This is a genomic window from Streptomyces sp. WP-1 (genome assembly GCF_030450125.1).
GTDB lineage: Bacteria > Actinomycetota > Actinomycetes > Streptomycetales > Streptomycetaceae > Streptomyces > Streptomyces incarnatus.
Genome location: NZ_CP123923.1, coordinates 6,318,880 through 6,336,543, shown reverse-complemented (window position 1 = coordinate 6,336,543; position 17,664 = coordinate 6,318,880). Strand labels below are relative to the sequence as shown.

Sequence of the window (17,664 nt, the reverse complement as noted above, 5' to 3'; positions counted from 1 at the left end):
GCCTCCCCAGGTCAAGCGAAGGCAAACCGATTCGTGGCCGGGCTCACCGCGATGCGCATCACGCAACGCGTTCCAGGACGAAGGGCGCGCGAGGGTGACGCGGGGGTGACTGTCAGTGGCGTACGGCATGATGCGAGACGTGACCGGACGACTGATGCTCCTCGACACCGCCTCGCTGTACTTCCGCGCCTATTTCGGCGTCCCCGACTCCGTGAAGGCACCGGACGGCACCCCGGTGAACGCGGTGCGCGGACTGCTGGACTTCATCGACCGCCTGGTCAAGGACCACCGGCCCACCCACCTGGTGGCCTGCATGGACGCCGACTGGCGGCCGAAGTGGCGGGTCGATCTGATCCCCACGTACAAGGCGCACCGGGTCGCCGAGGAGCACACCGGCGCGCCGGACGCGGAGGAGGTGCCGGACACCCTCGCCCCGCAGGTGCCCGTCATCGAATCCGTGCTGGACGCGATCGGCATCGCCCGCGTCGGGGTCGCCGGCTACGAGGCGGACGACGTGATCGGCACCTTCACCGCCCGCGCCACGGGCCCGGTCGACATCGTCACCGGCGACCGCGATCTCTACCAGCTGGTGGACGACGGCCGCGGTGTGCGGGTGCTGTACCCGCTCAAGGGCGTGGGCACCCTCCAGGTGACCGACGAGGCGGTGCTGCGCGAGAAGTACGGCGTCGACGGACGGGGGTACGCGGATCTGGCACTGCTGCGCGGCGACCCGAGCGACGGGCTGCCGGGCGTGCCCGGGATCGGCGAGAAGACGGCCGCCAAGCTGCTCGCCGAGTTCGGCGACCTGGCCGGGATCATGGCGGCCGTGGACGACCCGAAGGCGAGGCTCACGCCCTCGCAGCGCCGCCGGCTGACCGAGGCGCGGCCGTATGTGGCGGTGGCGCCGGAGGTGGTGCGGGTGGCCGGTGACGTGCCGCTGCCGGACGTGGACACCGCGCTGCCGGGCGCCCCGCGCGATCCGGCGGGCCTTGAGGGACTGGCGGCCCGGTGGGGCCTCGGCGGCTCGCTCCAGCGGCTGCTGACCACGCTGGACGCGTAGGGAGCGCCCGTAAACGCGGCCGTCAGGTGGGCAATTTTCGAGCAAAGCGCGATCGTTGAACCACAAAGGAAGATCGGGCCACCAGGAGAGATGTTAACTTAGGTATACCTAACCCAGTACGCAGGAGGCCGTGATGGCAGAGCGTCCGGAACGAAAGCCGCGCAAGGTCCACACCGCCCGGGTGGTGCGCACCGAGCGGCTGACCCCGCACATGCAGCGCGTGGTGCTCGGCGGCGACGGGCTCGCCGGCTTCGCGGCGGACACCTGCACCGACCACTATGTGAAGCTCCTGTTCGGTCCACCGGGCGTCACCTACCCGGAGCCCTTCGACCTGGAGCGGATCCGCGCCGAGTTCCCGCGCGAGCAGTGGCCGGTGACCCGGACCTACACGGTGCGCGACTGGGACGCCGAGCACCGCGAGCTGACCCTGGACTTCGTGATCCACGGCGACGAGGGCCTGGCCGGTCCCTGGGCGCTGCGCGTCCAGCCCGGCGAGAGCCTGCGCTTCATGGGTCCCGGCGGCGCCTACGCCCCCGACCCGGACGCCGACTGGCATCTGCTGGTCGGTGACGAGAGCGCGCTGCCCGCCATCGCCCGCGCCCTGGAGACGCTGCCCGCGGGCGCGCGGGCCCACGCCTTCGTGGAGGTCGCCGGGCCCGAGGAGGAGCAGAAGATCGACTCCGCCGCGGAGATCGTCTGGCTGCACCGCGGGGACCGCCCGGTCGGCGCCGCCCTGCTGGAGGCCGTACGCGCCCTGGAGTTCCCCGAGGGCCGACTGCACGCCTTCGTGCACGGCGAGGCCGGTTTCGTGAAGGAGCTGCGCAGCATGCTCCGGGTCGACCTGCGGATCCCGCGCGAGGACCTCTCGATCTCCGGCTACTGGCGCCTCGGTCACAACGAGGACGGCTGGCAGGCGTCCAAGCGCGAGTGGAACGCCCGCATCGAGGCGGAGCAGGAGAGCGGCGCTCGGGCCGCCGCCTGAGCCCCTCCCGGCGCGAACCCCCGGCCCCTCAGCGTGCGTTGATCTCGCCGAACGGCACATGCACGCTCGGGGTCGTCCGCGCCGTGCTCTCCAGGTGCGTCACCTGGTCGTCGAAGAAGATGTGCGGCTCCAGCACCTTCATCACGGCGCCCTTGTCTATGCCGCCGAGGAAGAACGCGCCGTTGACCCGCACGCCCCACTGCTTGAGGCTGTTCACGGCACGCTCGTGCGCCGGGGCGTTGCGCGCGGTCACGATGGAGACATGGACCCGCACCTCGTAGTCCGGGTGCGTCCTGCGCCGTTCCTCCTCCCGGTTCTGGATCCGGTTCACCCCGGCGAGGAAGTCCCGCAGCGGGCCCGCGTCGTGCGGAGTCGCCGCGTTGCGCAGCTCGTGCGCCCGGAACTCCTCCAGCCCCCCGGACTGGTAGACCTGCTCGGCCGCGTCGGTGGCGAGCACCCCGTCGAAGTCGAACGCGATCCGCAGTTCCCGGTCCGCCGCGTCGTCCGGGTACGCCGCCCCCAGCACATGCCCCGCGGGCAGCCCCGCCGCGACGGCCTCCCGCACATCGTCGCCGTTCGCCGACAGGAACAGCGACATGTTCAGCGCCGGCATGAACTTGTACGGGGACCGGCCCTGCATGAACACGGCCCGGCTGATGGGCAGTTCATGGGCCTGTATCGAGCGCATGACCCGCAGCCCGGTGTCGGGGTCGTTGCGGGACAGGATGATGACCTCCACCAGCGGATCGCCCGGCTCCCCGAGGTCGTTGAGCGAGAGCAGCCTGCGGATGAACGCGAACGCCACCCCGGGGCGCAGCGTGTCGTCCCGGTTCTCCTCCTGGTAGGCCCGGTAGGCCTCCTCGCCCTGCTCCCTGAACACCGCGTCGGACTCGCGCAGATCGAACAGGGCGCTGGAGGCGACACCGACGACGAGCCGGTTCGCGAGGTCATAGGCAGGCATGCGCCTTATCTTCACACCGGAATCGCCCCCGGGATCCCACGGCCGCCCGCCCGGGTTCAGTCCCCGCGCACCCGGGCGTGCAGATGCATGTCGTGCCAGCCGTCGAGGTGCAGATACGCCTTGCGCCGGGTGCCCTCCGGGACGAAACCGGCCTTGGCGGCGACCCGGCAGGACGCCTCGTTGGCGGTGGAGTGCATCAACTCCAGCCGGTGGAAACCGATCTCCTCGAACGCCCAGTGCGTCAGCGCGCCGGCCGCCCGGGTCGCCACGTTACGGCCGCGGGCCCGCGCCACGGTCCAGTAGGCGAGTTCGGCCAAGCCGTCGGCCAGCTCGATCTGCCGCAGCGCGACCCTGCCCAGCAGCCGCTCGGTGCCCTCCTCCACGACCGCCCACTGCGGCTCCCGCTCCCCGGCCCACGCCCGCCGCCACTGCGCGATCCACCCGGCGGCCTCCGCCTCGGACACGCAGGACCTGCCGTGGAAGCGGTGCATCAGCGGATCCTGGAACGCCGCGTACACGGCGGGCGCGTCCGCCTCCCGCCAGGGGCGCAGCACCAGGCCGTCACCGGCCGGGATGACGGGCTGGTCGGTACGGGCGAGGGCGCCGGCGGTCAGCACCGGGCTGGTGAGAAGGGGCACGGTCCACATACTGCCGCCCCGGGTCCCCCTCCCCCGGCCGTTCGGCGACACCCCACCCCTCGCACCCCTGACCGTCACCCCCGGCCGCCGTACGGCCACCCCGCGATGCCCGCACGCCCCCGCCCCTCCCCTCGTACCCTTGACCAGGTGAGACGCCGTACGCCGCCCCCGCCCGCCCCGCTCCCCCAGCGCGACGGGGTCGACCCCGTGCGGGTGCGGCTGCCCGCGGGCGGCGCGTGGGCCACCGTCGGCGAGCATCTGGTGGCGCGGCTCTCCGGTGCCGGGCCCGGGACGGTCGAGGCGATGTTCGCGGCCGGGCGGATCGTGGGCGCCGACGGGCGGGCGGTGCCCGCGGACGCGCCGTACCGGCCGGGGATGTTCGTATGGTTCCACCGGGAGCTGCCCGCCGAGGTGCCCGTGCCGTTCCCGCTGCCGGTCGTGTACCGGGACGAGCACATCGTCGTGGCCGACAAGCCGCACTTCCTCGCCACCACCCCGCGCGGCAGCCATGTCACCCAGACCGCGCTCGCCCGCCTCCGCCACGACCTGGGCATCCCGGCGCTCTCGGCCGCCCACCGCCTGGACCGGCTCACCGCCGGACTGGTGCTGTTCACGGTACGGCCCGAGGAACGCGGCGCGTACCAGACGCTGTTCGGCGCCCGCCGGGTCGCCAAGGAGTACGAGGCCGTGGCGCCGTACGACGCGGCGCTCACCCTGCCCCGGACCGTGCGCAGCCGGATCCTGAAGGAGCGCGGGGTGCAGGCCGCCCGACAGATCGAGGGCGAGCCCAACGCCGAGACCCGGGTGGAGCTGGTGGACCGGCGGGACGGGCTCGGCCGCTACCGGCTGCTCCCGCGCACCGGGCAGACCCATCAGCTGCGGGTGCATCTGAGCGCGCTCGGCGTGCCCATCCTCGGCGACCCGCTCTATCCGCGGGTGCTCCCCCCGGTGCCGGCCGGTGACTTCCGCCGCCCCCTGCAACTGCTCGCACGGAGGCTGGAGTTCACCGATCCGGTCACCGGCGCCGAGCACGCCTTCACCAGCGGGCGCACCCTGCTGGCCTGGGCCTCCTACCCCGAGTGGGCGGCGGGCTGACCCGGACCGCTCACTCGCCGCGCCACCAGCGCAGCAGCCGCTGCCAGGGCCCCCGCGCCGGGGCGCCGACCGGCATCGGCGGCAGCGGCGCGGGCCGGGGCGGCGGTACGGCCGCGGGGAGCGCGGCGCCCTGCGACTCCCGGCGCTGGGCGGGCAGCCGCAGATCGGGGGGCAGGCCGGGGCCCGCGTAGGCGCGGGGCGGCATGTCGGTGTCCTGCTGCGGCTTGGGTTCGAACCTGACCGGCAGCGACACCAGGTGCCGGGAGGCGATGGAGGAGCGCCAGCGCAGATCGTCCTCGGCGCAGGCCAGCTGGACGTCCGGCAGCCGGGTCAGCAGGGCGTCGACGCCGACGTCGGCGATGGCGCGCCCGATGTCCTGCCCCGGGCACTCGTGCGGGCCGCCGCCGAAGGCGAGGTGGGAGCGGTTGCCCTGCATGCTCGCGGCCAGGTCGGGCCGTACCCGCGGGTCGATGTTGCCCGGCGCGGGCGCGAACAGGATCCCGTCGCCCTTGGCGATGCGCTGCCCGCCCAGCTCGGTGTCCTGCTTGGCGTAGTAGCCGAAGACGGTGCTGAAGGGCGGCTCGTCCCACAGGGACTGCTCGATCGCCTCCGGCACGGTCATCTGCCCGCCGTTGAGCCGGGCCCGGAACCCGGGTTCGGTCAGGACCATGCGCAGCGCGTTGGCGAGCAGGTTGGCGGTGGCCTCGTAGGCGGCGAACAGGACGAGCCGCAGGTGTTCGCGGACCTCGTCGTCGCTGAGCCGGGCCTCGTGCATGACGAGGTGGCTGGTGAAGTCGTCCTCGGGCTGGGCGCGGCGGCGCAGGGTGAGCCGGTTCAGCGCGTCCATGACGTAGGCGTGGCTCTGGATGGCGGTCTCGGTGCCCTTGAGGGCGTCCCGGGCGGCCTGCACCATCCGGTCGTTGTACTCCTCGGGCATGCCGAGGATCTCGCACAGCACCGCCATCGGCAGATGCTCGGCGAACTGCGCGACGAGGTCGGCGCGGCCCCGTTCGCAGAACCCGTTGACCAGGTGCTGGGTGTGGCCGCCGATGTGCCGGCGGACACTGCGGTGGTCGATGGTGGCCATGGCGGAGGTGACGGCGTTGCGCAGCCGCAGGTGTTCGTCGCCCTCGGCATGGGAGCAGATGGGCTGCCAGGCGATGTGCGGCATCAGCGGGTGGTCCTGTTTGACCCGGCCGTCCAGGAGCGGGGCCCAGATGCGGCTGTCGCGGGTGTACTGCGAGGGGCTGCGCACCACCTGGAGGTTCTCGGCGTGCCCGAGCACCACCCACATCGGTACGTCGTCGTGCAGCAGTACGGGGGCGACCGGGCCGTACTGTTCGCGCAGCCGTTCGTAGAGGTCGTCCAGGTCCTCCGCGCCCGCGCCGTAGAGCCGGTGCAGTCCCCCGGGTCCGAGGCCGTGTGCGGGGCAGCCGGGTGGCGGGCCGAACAGGGGGTCGTGGGTGCCGGTGGCCGAGGTGCCGGTCGGAGGCTGGTGTTCAGGCGTCACAGTGATCGCTCCGGAACGGAAATAAGGAGTGCGGGTGAGTCAGGTGAGGGCGCCGGAGAGGGCGAGCGAGTGCAGGAACCGCATCAGGGTGAGCAGCACGTCCTTGCTGGAGGCGCGGCGGCGCACATCGCATTCGACGATCGGGATCTCGGGGGTCAGATCGAGCGCGGTGCGCAGTTCCTCGACGGGGTAACGGGGCGCGTCCGGGAAGGAGTTGACGGCGACCACGAAGGGCACGCCGCGTTCCTCCAGGCGGCCCATGACGTCGAAGCTGACCTCCAGGCGCCGGGTGTCGACGAGCACGACCGCACCGAGCGCGCCCTCGAACAGGCCGTTCCACAGGAACCAGAAGCGCTCCTGGCCCGGGGTGCCGAAGAGGTAGAGCACCAGTTTGTCGGTGATGCTGATCCGGCCGAAGTCCATGGCGACGGTGGTGGCGGTCTTGGACTCGGAGCCGTAGTTGTCGTCGATCCCGATGCCGGCCTGGGTCATGGTCTCCTCGGTGGTCAGCGGTTTGATCTCGCTGACGGAGCCGACCATGGTGGTCTTGCCGACGCCGAAGCCGCCCACGATCACGATCTTCACCGCGGCCTGGGCCGTGTGCGGCAGCTGGTCCGCGGTGCGCGGTCCGGGGATCGTGTCAGAGCCTTTGAAGTCCATGCATCACCGCTTCGAGGAGGGAACGGTCGGGGGCCGTGCGGCGGGTGGCCGGGGCGCGCGCCTGCACCAGTTCGGCCGTGATCATCTCCGTGATCAGTACGGTCATCGCGCTGAACGGCAGGGTGAGGTAGGCCGACAGCTCGGCCAGGGACAGCGGGGCGGCGCACAGGTCGAGCACCGCCGTGTGCTCCGGCGAGGCACCGGGCGGCGGGGTCCGGCGGGCCACGATCAGGGTCACGAGGTCGAGTTCGGCGCGGCCGCCGTCGGCGGTCCCGGTGACGGCGTAGAGCCGCTCGGGGTTGCGGGGCGGGGGCTGGCCGTCCGGGGTGCCGTGCGCGGGCGGTCCGCCGGCGGCCGCGGGCGCGTGCGCGCCGGCCGCGGCGCCGTGCGGGGACCGGCCGTCCGCCGGGCCGTGCGGGGTACGGCCGTCCGCCGGGCCGTGCGGGGTACGGCCGTCCGCCGGATCGGCGTACGGAGGCGGCCGCAACCGCGGCGAGGACGGGGACGGCGGCGGGGTGGTCGGCGGGTTCGGCGCGCGCCGTTGTCGTCGTGGAGGGGTCATACGGTCTGCCCGTCCCGCCGGGGCGGACTGGTGAGGTGGGCGCCGATCCGCACGACGAGGTCGCGCATCATGCCGCTCATCCGGCCCGGTTCGCAGGTGACGTCGGCGAGCACGGCGAGGTAGGCGTTGGCGCCCGCGTTCATCAGATAGAAGTAGCCGCCCTCGATCTCCACGACGACGACCTTCATCTCCCCGGCGCCGGGGATCTCCTGGATGATGGCGCCCGCCAGGCTCTGCACGCCCGCGCAGGCGGCGGCCACCCGGTCGGCGGCGTCGGGATCGCCGCCGTAGCGGGCGATGCGCAGGCCGTCGGAGGAGAGCACCACGATCATCTCGATGCCCGGCACTCCGTCGTTGAGCTGCTTGAGCATCCAGTCGAAGTTGCCTCGCTGCTGGATCACTGGACGGTCCCCTCGTCGTCGGCCTCGGTGGGGGCGGCCGAGTCATCGATCAGGTGCAGGTACTTGGTGGGGTTGAGCGTGAAGTCGGTCAGCTCGGGGGCGGTGGCGCCCTCGGGCATGCCCTTGCGCAGCCCGTCGAAGAAGTCGTCGATCCACATGCCCGGGGGGCGTTCGATGAGCTTCTTGCGCTCGGGGTCCACCTCCGGCTCGGGCTCGGGTTCCCGGCGGGTCTGGGACCAGATGGTGGGGTGGCCCTCACGTTCGGCCCGCTCGATGGCGGCCTCCTCGGCCCAGCGCTGGCTCAGCGGGACCTTCATCCTGCTGCGGCGCTGCGGCAGCCCGCCCGCCGTCCACTCGGTGACCTCGGGGACGTCGTCCTCCATGGAGATACCGGCGGGGATCTTGGGGCTGGTGGGGCGGCGCTTCTTGGGGCGGCGCTTGGGGCCCTCGACGGCGCCGAGTTCGGGCATCGGGATGCCGGTCGCGCCGATGCCGTGGGCGACGCCGACGCCGGGCTCGGTGGTGGTCATCACGCGCGGCACGATGAGGATCGCGCGCAGCCCGCCGTACGCGGAGGTGCGCAGCGAGACCTCCATGTCGAACTGCTTGCACAGCCGCCCGACGACGGCGAGGCCGAGGCGCGGGTTGTCGCCGAGGTTGTGCGCGTCGTCGCCGTTCTTGGCGTCCTCGATCATCTTCTCGATGCGGATCCGGGACTCCTCGTTGAGGCTGACCCCGGCGTCCTCGATCTCGATGACGATGCCCGTCTGCACCTCCACGGCGGTGACGTGCACCTTGGTGGTGGGCGGCGAGTAGCGGGTGGCGTTGTCGAAGAGTTCGGCCGCGGCGTGGATGACCGGCTCGACCGCGGTGCCCTTGATGTTGATGTTGCAGATCGACGCCAGGTGGATGCGGTGGTAGTCCAGGATCCGGGACATGGCGCCGCGCAGGGTGCTGTAGAGGGACACCGGCAGGGGCCACTGGCGGCCGGGGCGCCCGCCGCCGAGGACGCCGATGGTGTCGGCGAGCCGGCCGATCAGCGAGCTGCCGTGGTCCAGGCGCAGCAGGTCGTCGAAGACCTCGGGGTTGCGGCCGTGGTCCTCCTCCATCTCCCGCAGTTCCACGGCCTGCTGGTGCACGATGGCCTGGACGCGGCGGGCGATGCTGACGAAGGAGCGCTCGGTGGCGATCCGCATGGTGATCTCGTGGTCGGCGCCACGCAGCGCGACCCGGGTCATCTCGCGGTAGACGTCGGGCAGGACGCGCAGGTCGGGGTCGGCGTCGTAGACGTTCGCCATGACGTCGCGGAGCATCTCGCCGCGCGAGAGCCGGGCGAAGCCCCACGGCAGGATGTCCTTGGCGAAGCGGTGGATCAGCGCCTCGTGGTCGGCGAGCCGCTCCTCCAGGCAGGCGGTGTCATGGGCGTGCGCGGCCCGCTCCTCGCGCAGCAGGCGGCCGCGCCGGGCGGCCTCGCCGCCGGTGACCAGGACGAGGAGTACGGCGAGGGCCCCGCACAGGCCGACCGCGACCCGGGCCGGCTGCGGCACCAGGGCGGCGGCGACCGCGCTCGCCACGGCCATCACCATGACGGGCGGCAACAGGACGCGGGCGTAGGGACGTTCCCGGCGACCGGGCGGCTTCGGAACACTCACCATGGATGCCTTCTGGGACGGATCGGCTGGGTGTCGGAAGAGTTTTCGGGGGGAAGATTCATGGCACAGACCGGATCTTCGGCATGTTTGGGAACAGGCGCGCGAATTACCTCAACTTGGTGCGCCGCGGGCGAGCTTAGTCCGACCGGATCATCGCCGTGTCATATTCAGCGACCGCCTGAAATCCCCCGGCACCAGGAGTACTCTCGACCCCATTTGCACGCTGAGCTTCCGTTCGAACACGTTCGGTCAGGGTGTACGGGCATACGAAAACCGGCTCACCCCGAAGGGTGAGCCGGTCATCGCCGAGCTGCCGGTCAGCCGACCGACGAGTAGGCCACCACACCCCGCAGCAGCTGATCGACGGCCTTGCGCGCGGCCTTCGCCACGGTCGAGCCCTCGCGGGGCGCCGCCGCCGAGATCTGCCCCAGCACATCGATCACCTGCTTGCACCAGCGCACGAAGTCGCCCGCGGGCATCTCCGCCTCGCGCAGCACCTCGTCCAGGCCCTTGCCCGACGCCCACATGTAGGCGGCCCAGGCGAAACCGAGATCGGGCTCGCGCTGGCCCACGCCCTCGGTCTGGCTGATCCGGAAGTCCTCCTCCAGACCGTCCAGCCGGCCCCAGATGCGCACCATCTCCCCCAGCGCGGCCTTCGCCTTGCCGGAGGGCACCTTGGGCGCCGTCGCGTCGTCGCTGAGCCGTGCCTCGTACACCAACGCCGAGACGCACGCGGCGAGTTCGGCGGGCGCGAGGTCCTCCCAGACGCCCTCGCGCAGGCATTCGCTGGCCAGCAGGTCCAGTTCGCCGTAGAGCCGGGCGAGCCGCCGGCCGTGCTCAGTGACCTCGTCGCCCCGCAGATAGTCCAGCTCGGTCAGCAGGGCGACGATCCGGTCGAAGGTCCGCGCGATGGTGTTCGTACGGCCCTCGATCCGGCGCTCCAGCTGCGAGGTGTCGCGCAGCAGCCGGTGGTAGCGCTCGGCCCAGCGGGCGTGGTCCTCGCGGTCGTCGCAGCCATGGCAGGGGTGCGCGCGCAGGGCGGTGCGCAGCCGGGCGATCTCCCGGTCGTCGGCGGCCTGGGAGCGCTTCTTGCGGGCCCGCTCCGGCGGGATGTGCCCGGCCTTGGAGCGCAGCGCGGACGCCAGGTCCCGGCGCGACTGCGGCGAGCGCGGGTTGAACGTCTTCGGGATCCGCATCCGGTCCAGCGCCTCCACCGGCACCGGGAAGTCCATCGACGCCAGCCGCTTGACCTGCCGCTCGGCCGTCAGCACCAGCGGGCGCGGCCCGTCCTGGTGGTCGTAGCCGCGATGCCCGTGGGAACGCCCGGCGGGCAGACCCGGGTCCAGCACCAGGGCGAGCCCCGCGTACTTGCCCGTGGGCACATGGATGACATCGCCCGGCCTCAGCTTCTCCAGCGACGCGGCCGCCTCGGACCGCCGCAGGTGGGCGCCCTGCCGGGCCAGCTCCGTCTCCCGGTCCTTCAGCTCGCGCCGCAGCCGCGCGTACTCCTCGAAGTCGCCGAGGTGGCAGGTCATGGAGGCCTGGTAACCGGCCAGCCCCTCCTCGTTGCGCTGCACCTGCCGGGAGATCCCGACGACCGAGCGGTCCGCCTGGAACTGCGCGAACGACGTCTCCAGCAGCTCGCGCGAACGGTGCCGACCGAACTGCTCGACCAGGTTGACCGCCATGTTGTACGACGGCCGGAAGCTGGAGCGCAGCGGATACGTACGGGTACCCGCCAGACCGGCCAGATGCTCGGGGCTCATCCCCCGCTGCCAGAGCACCACGGCGTGGCCCTCGACGTCGATGCCCCGCCGGCCCGCACGGCCCGTCAGCTGGGTGTACTCGCCCGGCGTGATGTCGGCGTGCTGCTCGCCGTTCCACTTGACGAGCTTCTCCAGCACCACCGAGCGGGCGGGCATGTTGATGCCGAGCGCGAGGGTCTCGGTCGCGAACACGGCCTTGACCAGGCCGCGCACGAACAGCTCCTCCACGACCTCCTTGAAGGTCGGCAGCATGCCCGCGTGATGGGCGGCGATGCCCCGCTCCAGGCCCTCCAGCCACTCGTAGTACCCGAGGACGTGCAGATCCTCCGAGGCGATATGGGCGGTGCGCTCCTCGACCAGGGCCCTGACCCGCTCCCGCGCCTCCTCGTCGTTCAGCCTGAGCCCCGCGTACAGGCACTGCTGTACGGCGGCCTCGCAGCCGGCGCGGCTGAAGATGAAGGTGATGGCCGGCAGCAGGCCCTCGGCGTCCAGGCGCTCGATGACCTCGGGGCGGCCCGGCGTCCACGCCCGTGAACGCTGGCGGCGCTCCCGCTCCCGGTCGGCCTCCCGCATCGACCGCCCGCGGCGGCGGTCCTGGTACGACGGCCGGGTCGCCTCCATCCGCGCGAGGCGCGCCAGGTCGGGGTTGACGGCCTTCTTGTGGCCCTCGCCCTCCTCGAACAGGTCGTACATCCGCCGCCCGGCCAGCACATGCTGGAACAGCGGCACGGGCCGGTGCTCGGAGACGATCACCTCGGTGTCGCCGCGGACGGTGTCCAGCCAGTCGCCGAACTCCTCCGCGTTCGACACGGTCGCCGACAGCGAGACCAGGGTCACGGAGGCGGGCAGATGGATGATCACCTCCTCCCAGACGGCGCCGCGGAAGCGGTCGGAGAGGTAGTGCACCTCGTCCATGACCACATGGCCGAGGCCCAGCAGGGTCTGGGAGCCCGCGTACAGCATGTTCCTGAGCACCTCGGTGGTCATCACGACCACCGGTGCCTCGGAGTTCACGCTGTTGTCGCCGGTGAGGAGGCCGACCTTGTCCGCGCCGTAGCGGCGGCACAGGTCGGCGTACTTCTGGTTGGACAACGCCTTGATGGGTGTCGTGTAGAAGCACTTCTTGCCCTGGAGCAGGGCGAGGTGGACGGCGAACTCGCCCACGATCGTCTTGCCCGAGCCGGTGGGGGCGGCGACCAGCACGCCCTTGCCGGCTTCGAGTGCCTGGCAGGCCTCGATCTGGAAGGGGTCGAGGCCGAAGTCGTACATCTCGCGGAAGGATGCGAGCGCGGTGGCCTGCTCGGCTGCCCGCTGGCGGGCCGCCGCGTACCGCTCGGCCGGTGAGAGGTCCTCTGTCATCGTGCTTTCGAGCGTACCGGGCCCCACCGACAACAGGACGATCATTATCCGGAACGTGCGCTGAGCGGAGAAATGCCCCCGGCCCGGGAGAACCCGGTCCGGGGGCACTACGCCTCGCCCCGCGATGTGGGTCAGGTCACATCGTCGTAGCCGTTGACGTGGTCCTTGGCCGGCAGCTCGGGGGCGGAGCTCGCGCTCACGGACTCCACCTCGCCGACCGCCTCGGGCGTGAGGTCCAGCTCGGAGGCCTCGTCGTCCGACAGTCCGTCGTCCGCGCGGCGGGCCCGGCGCCGGTCGTTGAGCAGCGAGAAGGCCACCGCGATGAAGAAGAGCGCCCAGATCGGCGCCGCCAGCGCCAGCATCGACATGGGGTCCGCGCCGGGCGTGGCCACCGCCGCGAAGGCGGCGATGCCGACGACCATGGCCCGCCACCAGCCGAGCATGCGCTTGCCGGTCAGGATGCCCGTCAGGTTGAGCATGACCAGCAGCAGCGGCATCTCGAAGGCGAGTCCGAAGACCACCACCATGCGCGTGACCAGGTCGAGCAGCTTGTCCAGCGACAGCAGGTTCTCCACCCCGGACGGGGTGAGGTCGATCATCACCTTCGCCGTGATGGGCAGCACGTGGTACGCGAGGAAGCCGCCGCCGAGGAACAGCGGCACGCCGAAGCCGACGAACGCGTACGCGTACTTCTTCTCGTGGCGGTGCAGGCCGGGCGCGACGAACGCCCACAGCTGGTAGAGCCAGACCGGGGAGGCCAGCACCACACCGGCGGTCAGCGACGCCTTCAGGGCCAGCGTGAACGGGCCCAGCAGGTCGCCGATCGTGATGTGCGCGCAGTGGGTGTCCTTGCTGGCCTGCGACAGCTCACCGAAGGACTGGTGGCAGCCCACCGAACGCAGCAGCGGCGCGGTGATGATGTCGATGATGTCCTTGTAGAAGAAGGCGGAGACGATCGTGACGACGACGATCGCCAGGACACCCTTGGTGAGCCGGTTGCGCAGCTCACGCAAGTGATCCCCGAGCGGCATGCGCCCCTCGGGGTCCCTCTCCGTGCGGGCGGACTTGGGCAACCCACATCCTCATCTCGTGCAGCGGACCGGGACCCCCGGTCCTCGCGTCAGCGCTGGGTGGAGTCGGTCGGCTCGTTGACCGGGCGGGAGCTGGTCACATCGCCGGGCGCGGCCTGGATCGTGCGCTGCGCGGGGGCCGGCTCCTCGGCGGACGGGGCGGAGGCGGCGTTCTGCTTGCCACCGTCGTCCTTCATCGCCTTGGCCTCGCTCTTCAGGATGCGAGCGGACTTGCCGAGGGAACGGGCCATGTCCGGGAGCTTCTTGGAACCGAACACGAGGACGATGACCAGCACCAGAAGCACCAGGTGCCACGGCTCAAGTGCGTTGCGGAACATAAGTCTTCACCTTCTCACTGAGGCGGGGCGACGGCTTGTCCGACCGATCGGACAGGTGTCCGACCATCGTGCCGGCAGCGATCGTATCGCCCGGGGGTGAACGTCGGACACACCCCGTGCGTACTCCAGCTCTGCGGACCGCGCCTCGATCTCCGGGCCGCGACCAGCAGCGTACCTGGCGGAAGCGGCAAGGTGACAGGGCGAAGTGACCCAAAGCGCATCACAAGACGACATCACAGGGCGTCCACCGCCCGGGCCACGCTCACCGCCGACCGTTCCAGGTCCTCGGCCGCCCGGTTGATGCGCCGCGCGGAGTCCGCGACCTGCCGCCCGAGGCGGCGCGCCTCCACGAACACCCGGACGGCGAGGACTCCCAGGACGGCGAGGCCCAGGAACCCCATGGCTACCGCGAACATCGGCCAGAACATGAGGCCGAGCCTAGACCGTCCGGCGGGCCGCCCCGCACCCGGCCGCACCGGGGGCGGCCACCGGCTACACCGTCGAGTGGAGCCGCAGGGTCCGCACCCCGCCGTCCGTGAGCAGCTCCACGATGCGCTCCCCGGCCGGCTTGCGGACCGAGGCACCGCAGTCGGGGCAGGTGAAGGAGTAGAACGTGGTCCGGTCGCTGGCCCCGATGGCCAGCCGCAGCGCGCTCGCGGACAGCTCGAAGCGGCCCCGGCAGTCCGGGCAGCCCGCCCTGAACACCACGGGGACCACGCCCCGCATCCCCGCGAACGCGGTCGCCACCGTCATCCCGCTCGCCTCGGACACCGCGGTCTCGTTCACAGCCGTCACTCCTCTTTCGCCGGCCGGACCACCGACCGGTCCCTCAGCCGACCCGCCGACCGGCCCGCGGGCCGGTCCACCGGCGGGCCGGACGCCCGGACCACCGACCGGACCGCCGCTCGCCCGCCGTCCGGGCGCCCCGGCCGCGCGCAGCGGGCACGGTCACGGTGGACACGCCCTAAGGAACAGGCGGGCCCCGCCGCCCCGCGGCTCATCCGCGCGCCCCGGCGGCTTCCGGCGCCGGTCCGTGCGGGACGTCGTACGCCGCCAGCGCCTCGGCGGCCGCGCGGCGGGCGCTGTCGGCCAGCTCGGGCGGGGAGACGATCCGGCCGTCGCGGCCCAGGCGCAGCGCCAGGCGGCGCAGGGAGGCCGGTTCGGGGGTGCGCAGGGTGATGCGCAGCCCGCCGTCGGACAGCTCCTCGGCGCTGTCGTGCGGGTAGTACTCGGCGACCCAGCGGCCGCCGGGCCCGACCTCGATGACCACCTCGGGGTCCTCGGCGGCGGGCTGGACCAGCGCCTCGGACAGATCGCGCAGCTCCACCTCGGGCGGCGCGGACGGCTCGTCCAGGACGCGGATCTCGGCGACCCGGTCGAGCCGGAAGGTGCGCCGGGCCTCGGAGCGCCGGCACCACGCCTCGACATAGGTGTGGCCGACGCTGACCAGGCGGATCGGGTCGATCTCGCGCTCGGTGACCTCGTCGCGGGCCGGGGAGTAGTAGCGGATCCACAGCCGGCGGCGCTCGGAGATGGCACGGTCCACGTCCGCGAAGACGCCGCCCTCCGACTCGAAGGTCACCGACAGCCGGGAGCTGGCGCCCGCGGCCTCGCCCGCCGCCGTCTCCACCTTGGCGGTGGCGCGCAGCAGCGCCTGGCGGTCGCCCTCGCGCAGCCCCGGCAGCGTGGCCACCGCGCGGGCGGCCACCAGCAGGGCGGTGGCCTCGTCGGCGGCCAGCCGCAGCGGCTCCGCGGCCTCCTCGCCGAGCGCGGCCGGGTTGTGCCACCAGATCCGCTCGCCGTCGGTGTCGATGTCCAGCAGATCGCCGCCGCGGAAGCTGGTCCCGCACATCGGCAGCAGATCGAGGTCGGCGACCAGCTCGTCCTCGGTGATCCCGAAGGCGCGGGCCACGTCCGCGATCCGGGCGCCGGGCCGCTCGCGCAGATAGGTCACCAGGGAGAGCATCCGCCGGGTCTGGTCGATGGCGTTGACGGCCCTGGCCGGTTTGCCTGCCACAGTCCTGCTCCCCCTCAGCCCTTGGCCACGGCGCGCAGCCGGTCCACCACATCGGCCCGCAGCTCGGCCGGCTCCACGACCACCACATCGGGCCCGAACTCCACCAGCCAGGCGTCCAGGCCATGGCCGTACGGAATCTCCAACTCGTCCCAGCCGTCACCGAGTTCCCGCACCTTCGCGGCCTTCGCCCGCAGCGGGTACCCGGCACCGGAGCGCAGCCGGATCAGCGCCGAGCGGTCGGCCGTCTCACCGGCCCAGCCCGCCACGGTCTCGCGCACGGTCACCACGTCGGGCACGGGCACGGTGAAGCCCGTACCGCGCGAGCGGACCTTGCCGGTGATCCGGGACAGCCGGAAGACGCGCTCGGCGCCCCGGTCCCGGTCGAAGCCGGCCAGGTACCAGTGGCCGCGCCAGCACTCCAGCGCCCACGGCTCGACATGCCGGGGCTCGGGGTGGGCGGCGGAGGCCTTGCGGTAGTCGAACAGGACCGGGCGGCGGTCGCGGCAGGCCAGCATCAGCGGCTCGAAAGCGGCCTCGTGCACCGGGATGCGCGGCTCCAGCGCGGCATGCCCCTCGTACGGGTCGACCTCCTCGGGCAGCCCGGCCGCGCGCAGCTTCTGCAGGGCGCCGCTGGCGGCACCGGCGAGCCGGGCCTGCTGCCAGACCTTGGCGGCCAGGCCCAGCGCGGCGGCCTCCTCGGCGTCCAGCGTGATGGGCGGCAGCCGGTTGCTGTCGCGGCGGGCGAGATAGCCGACCTCGCCGTCGAGGTTCTCGACGGTCTCGATCACCAGGCCCAGCTCGCGCAGATCGTCCTTGTCGCGCTCGAACATCCGGTTGAAGGAGTCGTCGCTGCCGCTGCCGCCCTTCTCGGGGCGCACGGATTCGACATACGCCTCGATGGAGTCGCGCAGCTCGCGCTTGCTGAGCGGCCGCCGTGCGCCGAGCAGGCACAGCGCGAGGTTCATCAGCCGCTCGGCCTTGGCAATGGCCATCGACGCCCTTCGCCTTCTGTTTTGTGCTTCCGACCGTCGACCGTACCGCTCCCGGGCGCGGGGACAAAAGCCGAGGGCCCATGCCCGGACAGGCATGGGCCCCAGACGGTCGGATCCGGTCGGAAACGGCCGATGGCTCGGGTACGGCTCAGACCGCGAGCAGGTCCACCACGAAGATCAGCGTCTCGCCCGGCTTGATCGCCGGGGTCGGGCTCTGGTCGCCGTAGGCGAGGTGGGCCGGAATGGTCAGCTGGCGGCGGCCACCGACCTTCATGCCCTGCACACCGCGGTCCCAGCCCGCGATGACGCGGCCGCCACCCAGCGGGAAGCGGAACGGGGTGCCGCGGTTCCAGCTGGCGTCGAACTCCTCACCGGTGCTGAAGGCGACACCGACGTAGTGCACGGTCACGTTCTGACCCGCCTGCGCGACCGGCCCGTCGCCCTCCCAGATGTCCTTGATCTCAAGGTCCTTCGGGGCCTCGCCCTCGGGGAAGTCGATCTCGGGCTTCTCGATGTTCACGTCAAAAGCTCCTGCGTAGGTACGACACGAAACACGGACAGTCTTTCATCCCCGCACCCCCACCGCCCCACACGGACACCC

At 72.2% G+C, this 17,664-nt stretch carries 17 protein-coding genes and 1 pseudogene; 3 read left to right on the top strand and 15 right to left on the bottom strand.

What is annotated here, in order from left to right:
- Nucleotides 1-130 precede the first annotated feature (130 nt).
- Both QHG49_RS28080 and QHG49_RS28075 read left to right on the top strand, forming a co-directional pair.
- Nucleotides 131-1,060, top strand: coding sequence for a 5'-3' exonuclease (locus QHG49_RS28080; RefSeq protein ID WP_244319822.1), 930 nt, complete (start codon nucleotides 131-133; stop codon nucleotides 1,058-1,060).
- 133 nt (nucleotides 1,061-1,193) lie between these two features.
- Nucleotides 1,194-2,042, top strand: a complete 849-nt coding sequence (locus QHG49_RS28075) for a siderophore-interacting protein (protein ID WP_145483724.1) — start codon at nucleotides 1,194-1,196, stop codon at nucleotides 2,040-2,042.
- Nucleotides 2,043-2,070: 28 nt separating this feature from the next.
- Here QHG49_RS28075 and QHG49_RS28070 read toward each other — a convergent pair whose 3' ends face one another.
- Nucleotides 2,071-3,003 (bottom strand): 5'-nucleotidase, encoded by a 933-nt coding sequence (locus tag QHG49_RS28070; protein WP_301491700.1) that lies wholly within the window; start codon nucleotides 3,001-3,003, stop codon nucleotides 2,071-2,073.
- Nucleotides 3,004-3,059: 56 nt separating this feature from the next.
- The gene (locus QHG49_RS28065; protein ID WP_301491699.1) at nucleotides 3,060-3,650 is read right to left on the bottom strand and encodes a GNAT family N-acetyltransferase; all 591 of its coding nucleotides are present in this window, start codon (nucleotides 3,648-3,650) and stop codon (nucleotides 3,060-3,062) included.
- Between the two features lie 138 nt (nucleotides 3,651-3,788).
- On the opposite strand from QHG49_RS28065, the gene QHG49_RS28060 reads away from it, so the two are divergent.
- Entirely contained in the window at nucleotides 3,789-4,736 is a 948-nt protein-coding gene (locus QHG49_RS28060; protein ID WP_301491698.1) for a pseudouridine synthase, read from the top strand.
- A gap of 10 nt (nucleotides 4,737-4,746) precedes the next feature.
- Here QHG49_RS28060 and QHG49_RS28055 read toward each other — a convergent pair whose 3' ends face one another.
- From QHG49_RS28055 to QHG49_RS27995, 13 genes and pseudogenes are all read right to left on the bottom strand, one after another.
- Nucleotides 4,747-6,246 (bottom strand): cytochrome P450, encoded by a 1,500-nt coding sequence (locus QHG49_RS28055; RefSeq protein ID WP_301491697.1) that lies wholly within the window; start codon nucleotides 6,244-6,246, stop codon nucleotides 4,747-4,749.
- A 39-nt stretch (nucleotides 6,247-6,285) separates the two neighbouring features.
- Nucleotides 6,286-6,906: an ATP/GTP-binding protein gene (locus tag QHG49_RS28050; RefSeq protein WP_145483712.1), complete on the bottom strand. Its 621-nt coding sequence runs from the start codon at nucleotides 6,904-6,906 to the stop codon at nucleotides 6,286-6,288.
- Nucleotides 6,887-7,231 (bottom strand): annotated as a pseudogene (locus QHG49_RS28045) (DUF742 domain-containing protein); the annotation flags it as partial. The gene QHG49_RS28050 and the pseudogene QHG49_RS28045, both read right to left, overlap by 20 nt.
- 233 nt (nucleotides 7,232-7,464) lie before the next feature.
- Nucleotides 7,465-7,869 carry a roadblock/LC7 domain-containing protein gene (locus QHG49_RS28040; protein ID WP_037651243.1) on the bottom strand — a complete coding sequence of 135 codons (405 nt, stop codon included), beginning with the start codon at nucleotides 7,867-7,869 and terminating at the stop codon, nucleotides 7,465-7,467.
- Nucleotides 7,866-9,524 (bottom strand): ATP-binding protein, encoded by a 1,659-nt coding sequence (locus QHG49_RS28035; protein ID WP_301491696.1) that lies wholly within the window; start codon nucleotides 9,522-9,524, stop codon nucleotides 7,866-7,868. Before QHG49_RS28035 ends, QHG49_RS28040 begins: the two co-directional genes overlap by 4 nt.
- 314 nt (nucleotides 9,525-9,838) lie before the next feature.
- On the bottom strand, nucleotides 9,839-12,691 hold the full coding sequence (locus tag QHG49_RS28030) for an RNA helicase (protein ID WP_145483707.1): 2,853 nt from the start codon (nucleotides 12,689-12,691) through the stop codon (nucleotides 9,839-9,841).
- Nucleotides 12,692-12,777: 86 nt separating this feature from the next.
- The gene (gene tatC, locus QHG49_RS28025) at nucleotides 12,778-13,719 is read right to left on the bottom strand and encodes a twin-arginine translocase subunit TatC (protein ID WP_186337799.1); all 942 of its coding nucleotides are present in this window, start codon (nucleotides 13,717-13,719) and stop codon (nucleotides 12,778-12,780) included.
- A gap of 47 nt (nucleotides 13,720-13,766) precedes the next feature.
- The gene (gene tatA, locus QHG49_RS28020) at nucleotides 13,767-14,054 is read right to left on the bottom strand and encodes a Sec-independent protein translocase subunit TatA (protein ID WP_145483705.1); all 288 of its coding nucleotides are present in this window, start codon (nucleotides 14,052-14,054) and stop codon (nucleotides 13,767-13,769) included.
- A 233-nt stretch (nucleotides 14,055-14,287) separates the two neighbouring features.
- Nucleotides 14,288-14,482: a hypothetical protein gene (locus QHG49_RS28015; RefSeq protein ID WP_145483702.1), complete on the bottom strand. Its 195-nt coding sequence runs from the start codon at nucleotides 14,480-14,482 to the stop codon at nucleotides 14,288-14,290.
- A gap of 64 nt (nucleotides 14,483-14,546) precedes the next feature.
- The gene (locus QHG49_RS28010) at nucleotides 14,547-14,807 is read right to left on the bottom strand and encodes a hypothetical protein (protein ID WP_145484118.1); all 261 of its coding nucleotides are present in this window, start codon (nucleotides 14,805-14,807) and stop codon (nucleotides 14,547-14,549) included.
- A 244-nt stretch (nucleotides 14,808-15,051) separates the two neighbouring features.
- The gene (locus tag QHG49_RS28005; protein WP_145483698.1) at nucleotides 15,052-16,071 is read right to left on the bottom strand and encodes a YafY family protein; all 1,020 of its coding nucleotides are present in this window, start codon (nucleotides 16,069-16,071) and stop codon (nucleotides 15,052-15,054) included.
- A gap of 14 nt (nucleotides 16,072-16,085) precedes the next feature.
- Nucleotides 16,086-17,063 (bottom strand): YafY family protein, encoded by a 978-nt coding sequence (locus QHG49_RS28000; RefSeq protein ID WP_145483695.1) that lies wholly within the window; start codon nucleotides 17,061-17,063, stop codon nucleotides 16,086-16,088.
- 148 nt (nucleotides 17,064-17,211) lie between these two features.
- Entirely contained in the window at nucleotides 17,212-17,583 is a 372-nt protein-coding gene (locus QHG49_RS27995; protein ID WP_145483691.1) for an FKBP-type peptidyl-prolyl cis-trans isomerase, read from the bottom strand.
- Between the last annotated feature and the right edge of the window lie 81 nt (nucleotides 17,584-17,664).

What these genes read in the sequence shown, in the direction of transcription:
- QHG49_RS28080 (WP_244319822.1), top strand. Translation starts at nt 131, where the DNA reads ATGCGAGACGTGACCGGACGACTGATGCTCCTCGACACCGCCTCGCTG.
- QHG49_RS28075 (WP_145483724.1), top strand. Translation starts at nt 1,194, where the DNA reads ATGGCAGAGCGTCCGGAACGAAAGCCGCGCAAGGTCCACACCGCCCGG.
- QHG49_RS28070 (WP_301491700.1), bottom strand. Translation starts at nt 3,003, where the DNA reads ATGCCTGCCTATGACCTCGCGAACCGGCTCGTCGTCGGTGTCGCCTCC.
- QHG49_RS28065 (WP_301491699.1), bottom strand. Translation starts at nt 3,650, where the DNA reads ATGTGGACCGTGCCCCTTCTCACCAGCCCGGTGCTGACCGCCGGCGCC.
- QHG49_RS28050 (WP_145483712.1), bottom strand. Translation starts at nt 6,906, where the DNA reads ATGGACTTCAAAGGCTCTGACACGATCCCCGGACCGCGCACCGCGGAC.
- QHG49_RS28035 (WP_301491696.1), bottom strand. Translation starts at nt 9,524, where the DNA reads ATGGTGAGTGTTCCGAAGCCGCCCGGTCGCCGGGAACGTCCCTACGCC.
- QHG49_RS28030 (WP_145483707.1), bottom strand. Translation starts at nt 12,691, where the DNA reads ATGATCGTCCTGTTGTCGGTGGGGCCCGGTACGCTCGAAAGCACGATG.
- tatA (WP_145483705.1), bottom strand. Translation starts at nt 14,054, where the DNA reads ATGTTCCGCAACGCACTTGAGCCGTGGCACCTGGTGCTTCTGGTGCTG.
- QHG49_RS28015 (WP_145483702.1), bottom strand. Translation starts at nt 14,482, where the DNA reads ATGTTCTGGCCGATGTTCGCGGTAGCCATGGGGTTCCTGGGCCTCGCC.
- QHG49_RS28010 (WP_145484118.1), bottom strand. Translation starts at nt 14,807, where the DNA reads ATGACGGTGGCGACCGCGTTCGCGGGGATGCGGGGCGTGGTCCCCGTG.
- QHG49_RS28000 (WP_145483695.1), bottom strand. Translation starts at nt 17,063, where the DNA reads ATGGCCATTGCCAAGGCCGAGCGGCTGATGAACCTCGCGCTGTGCCTG.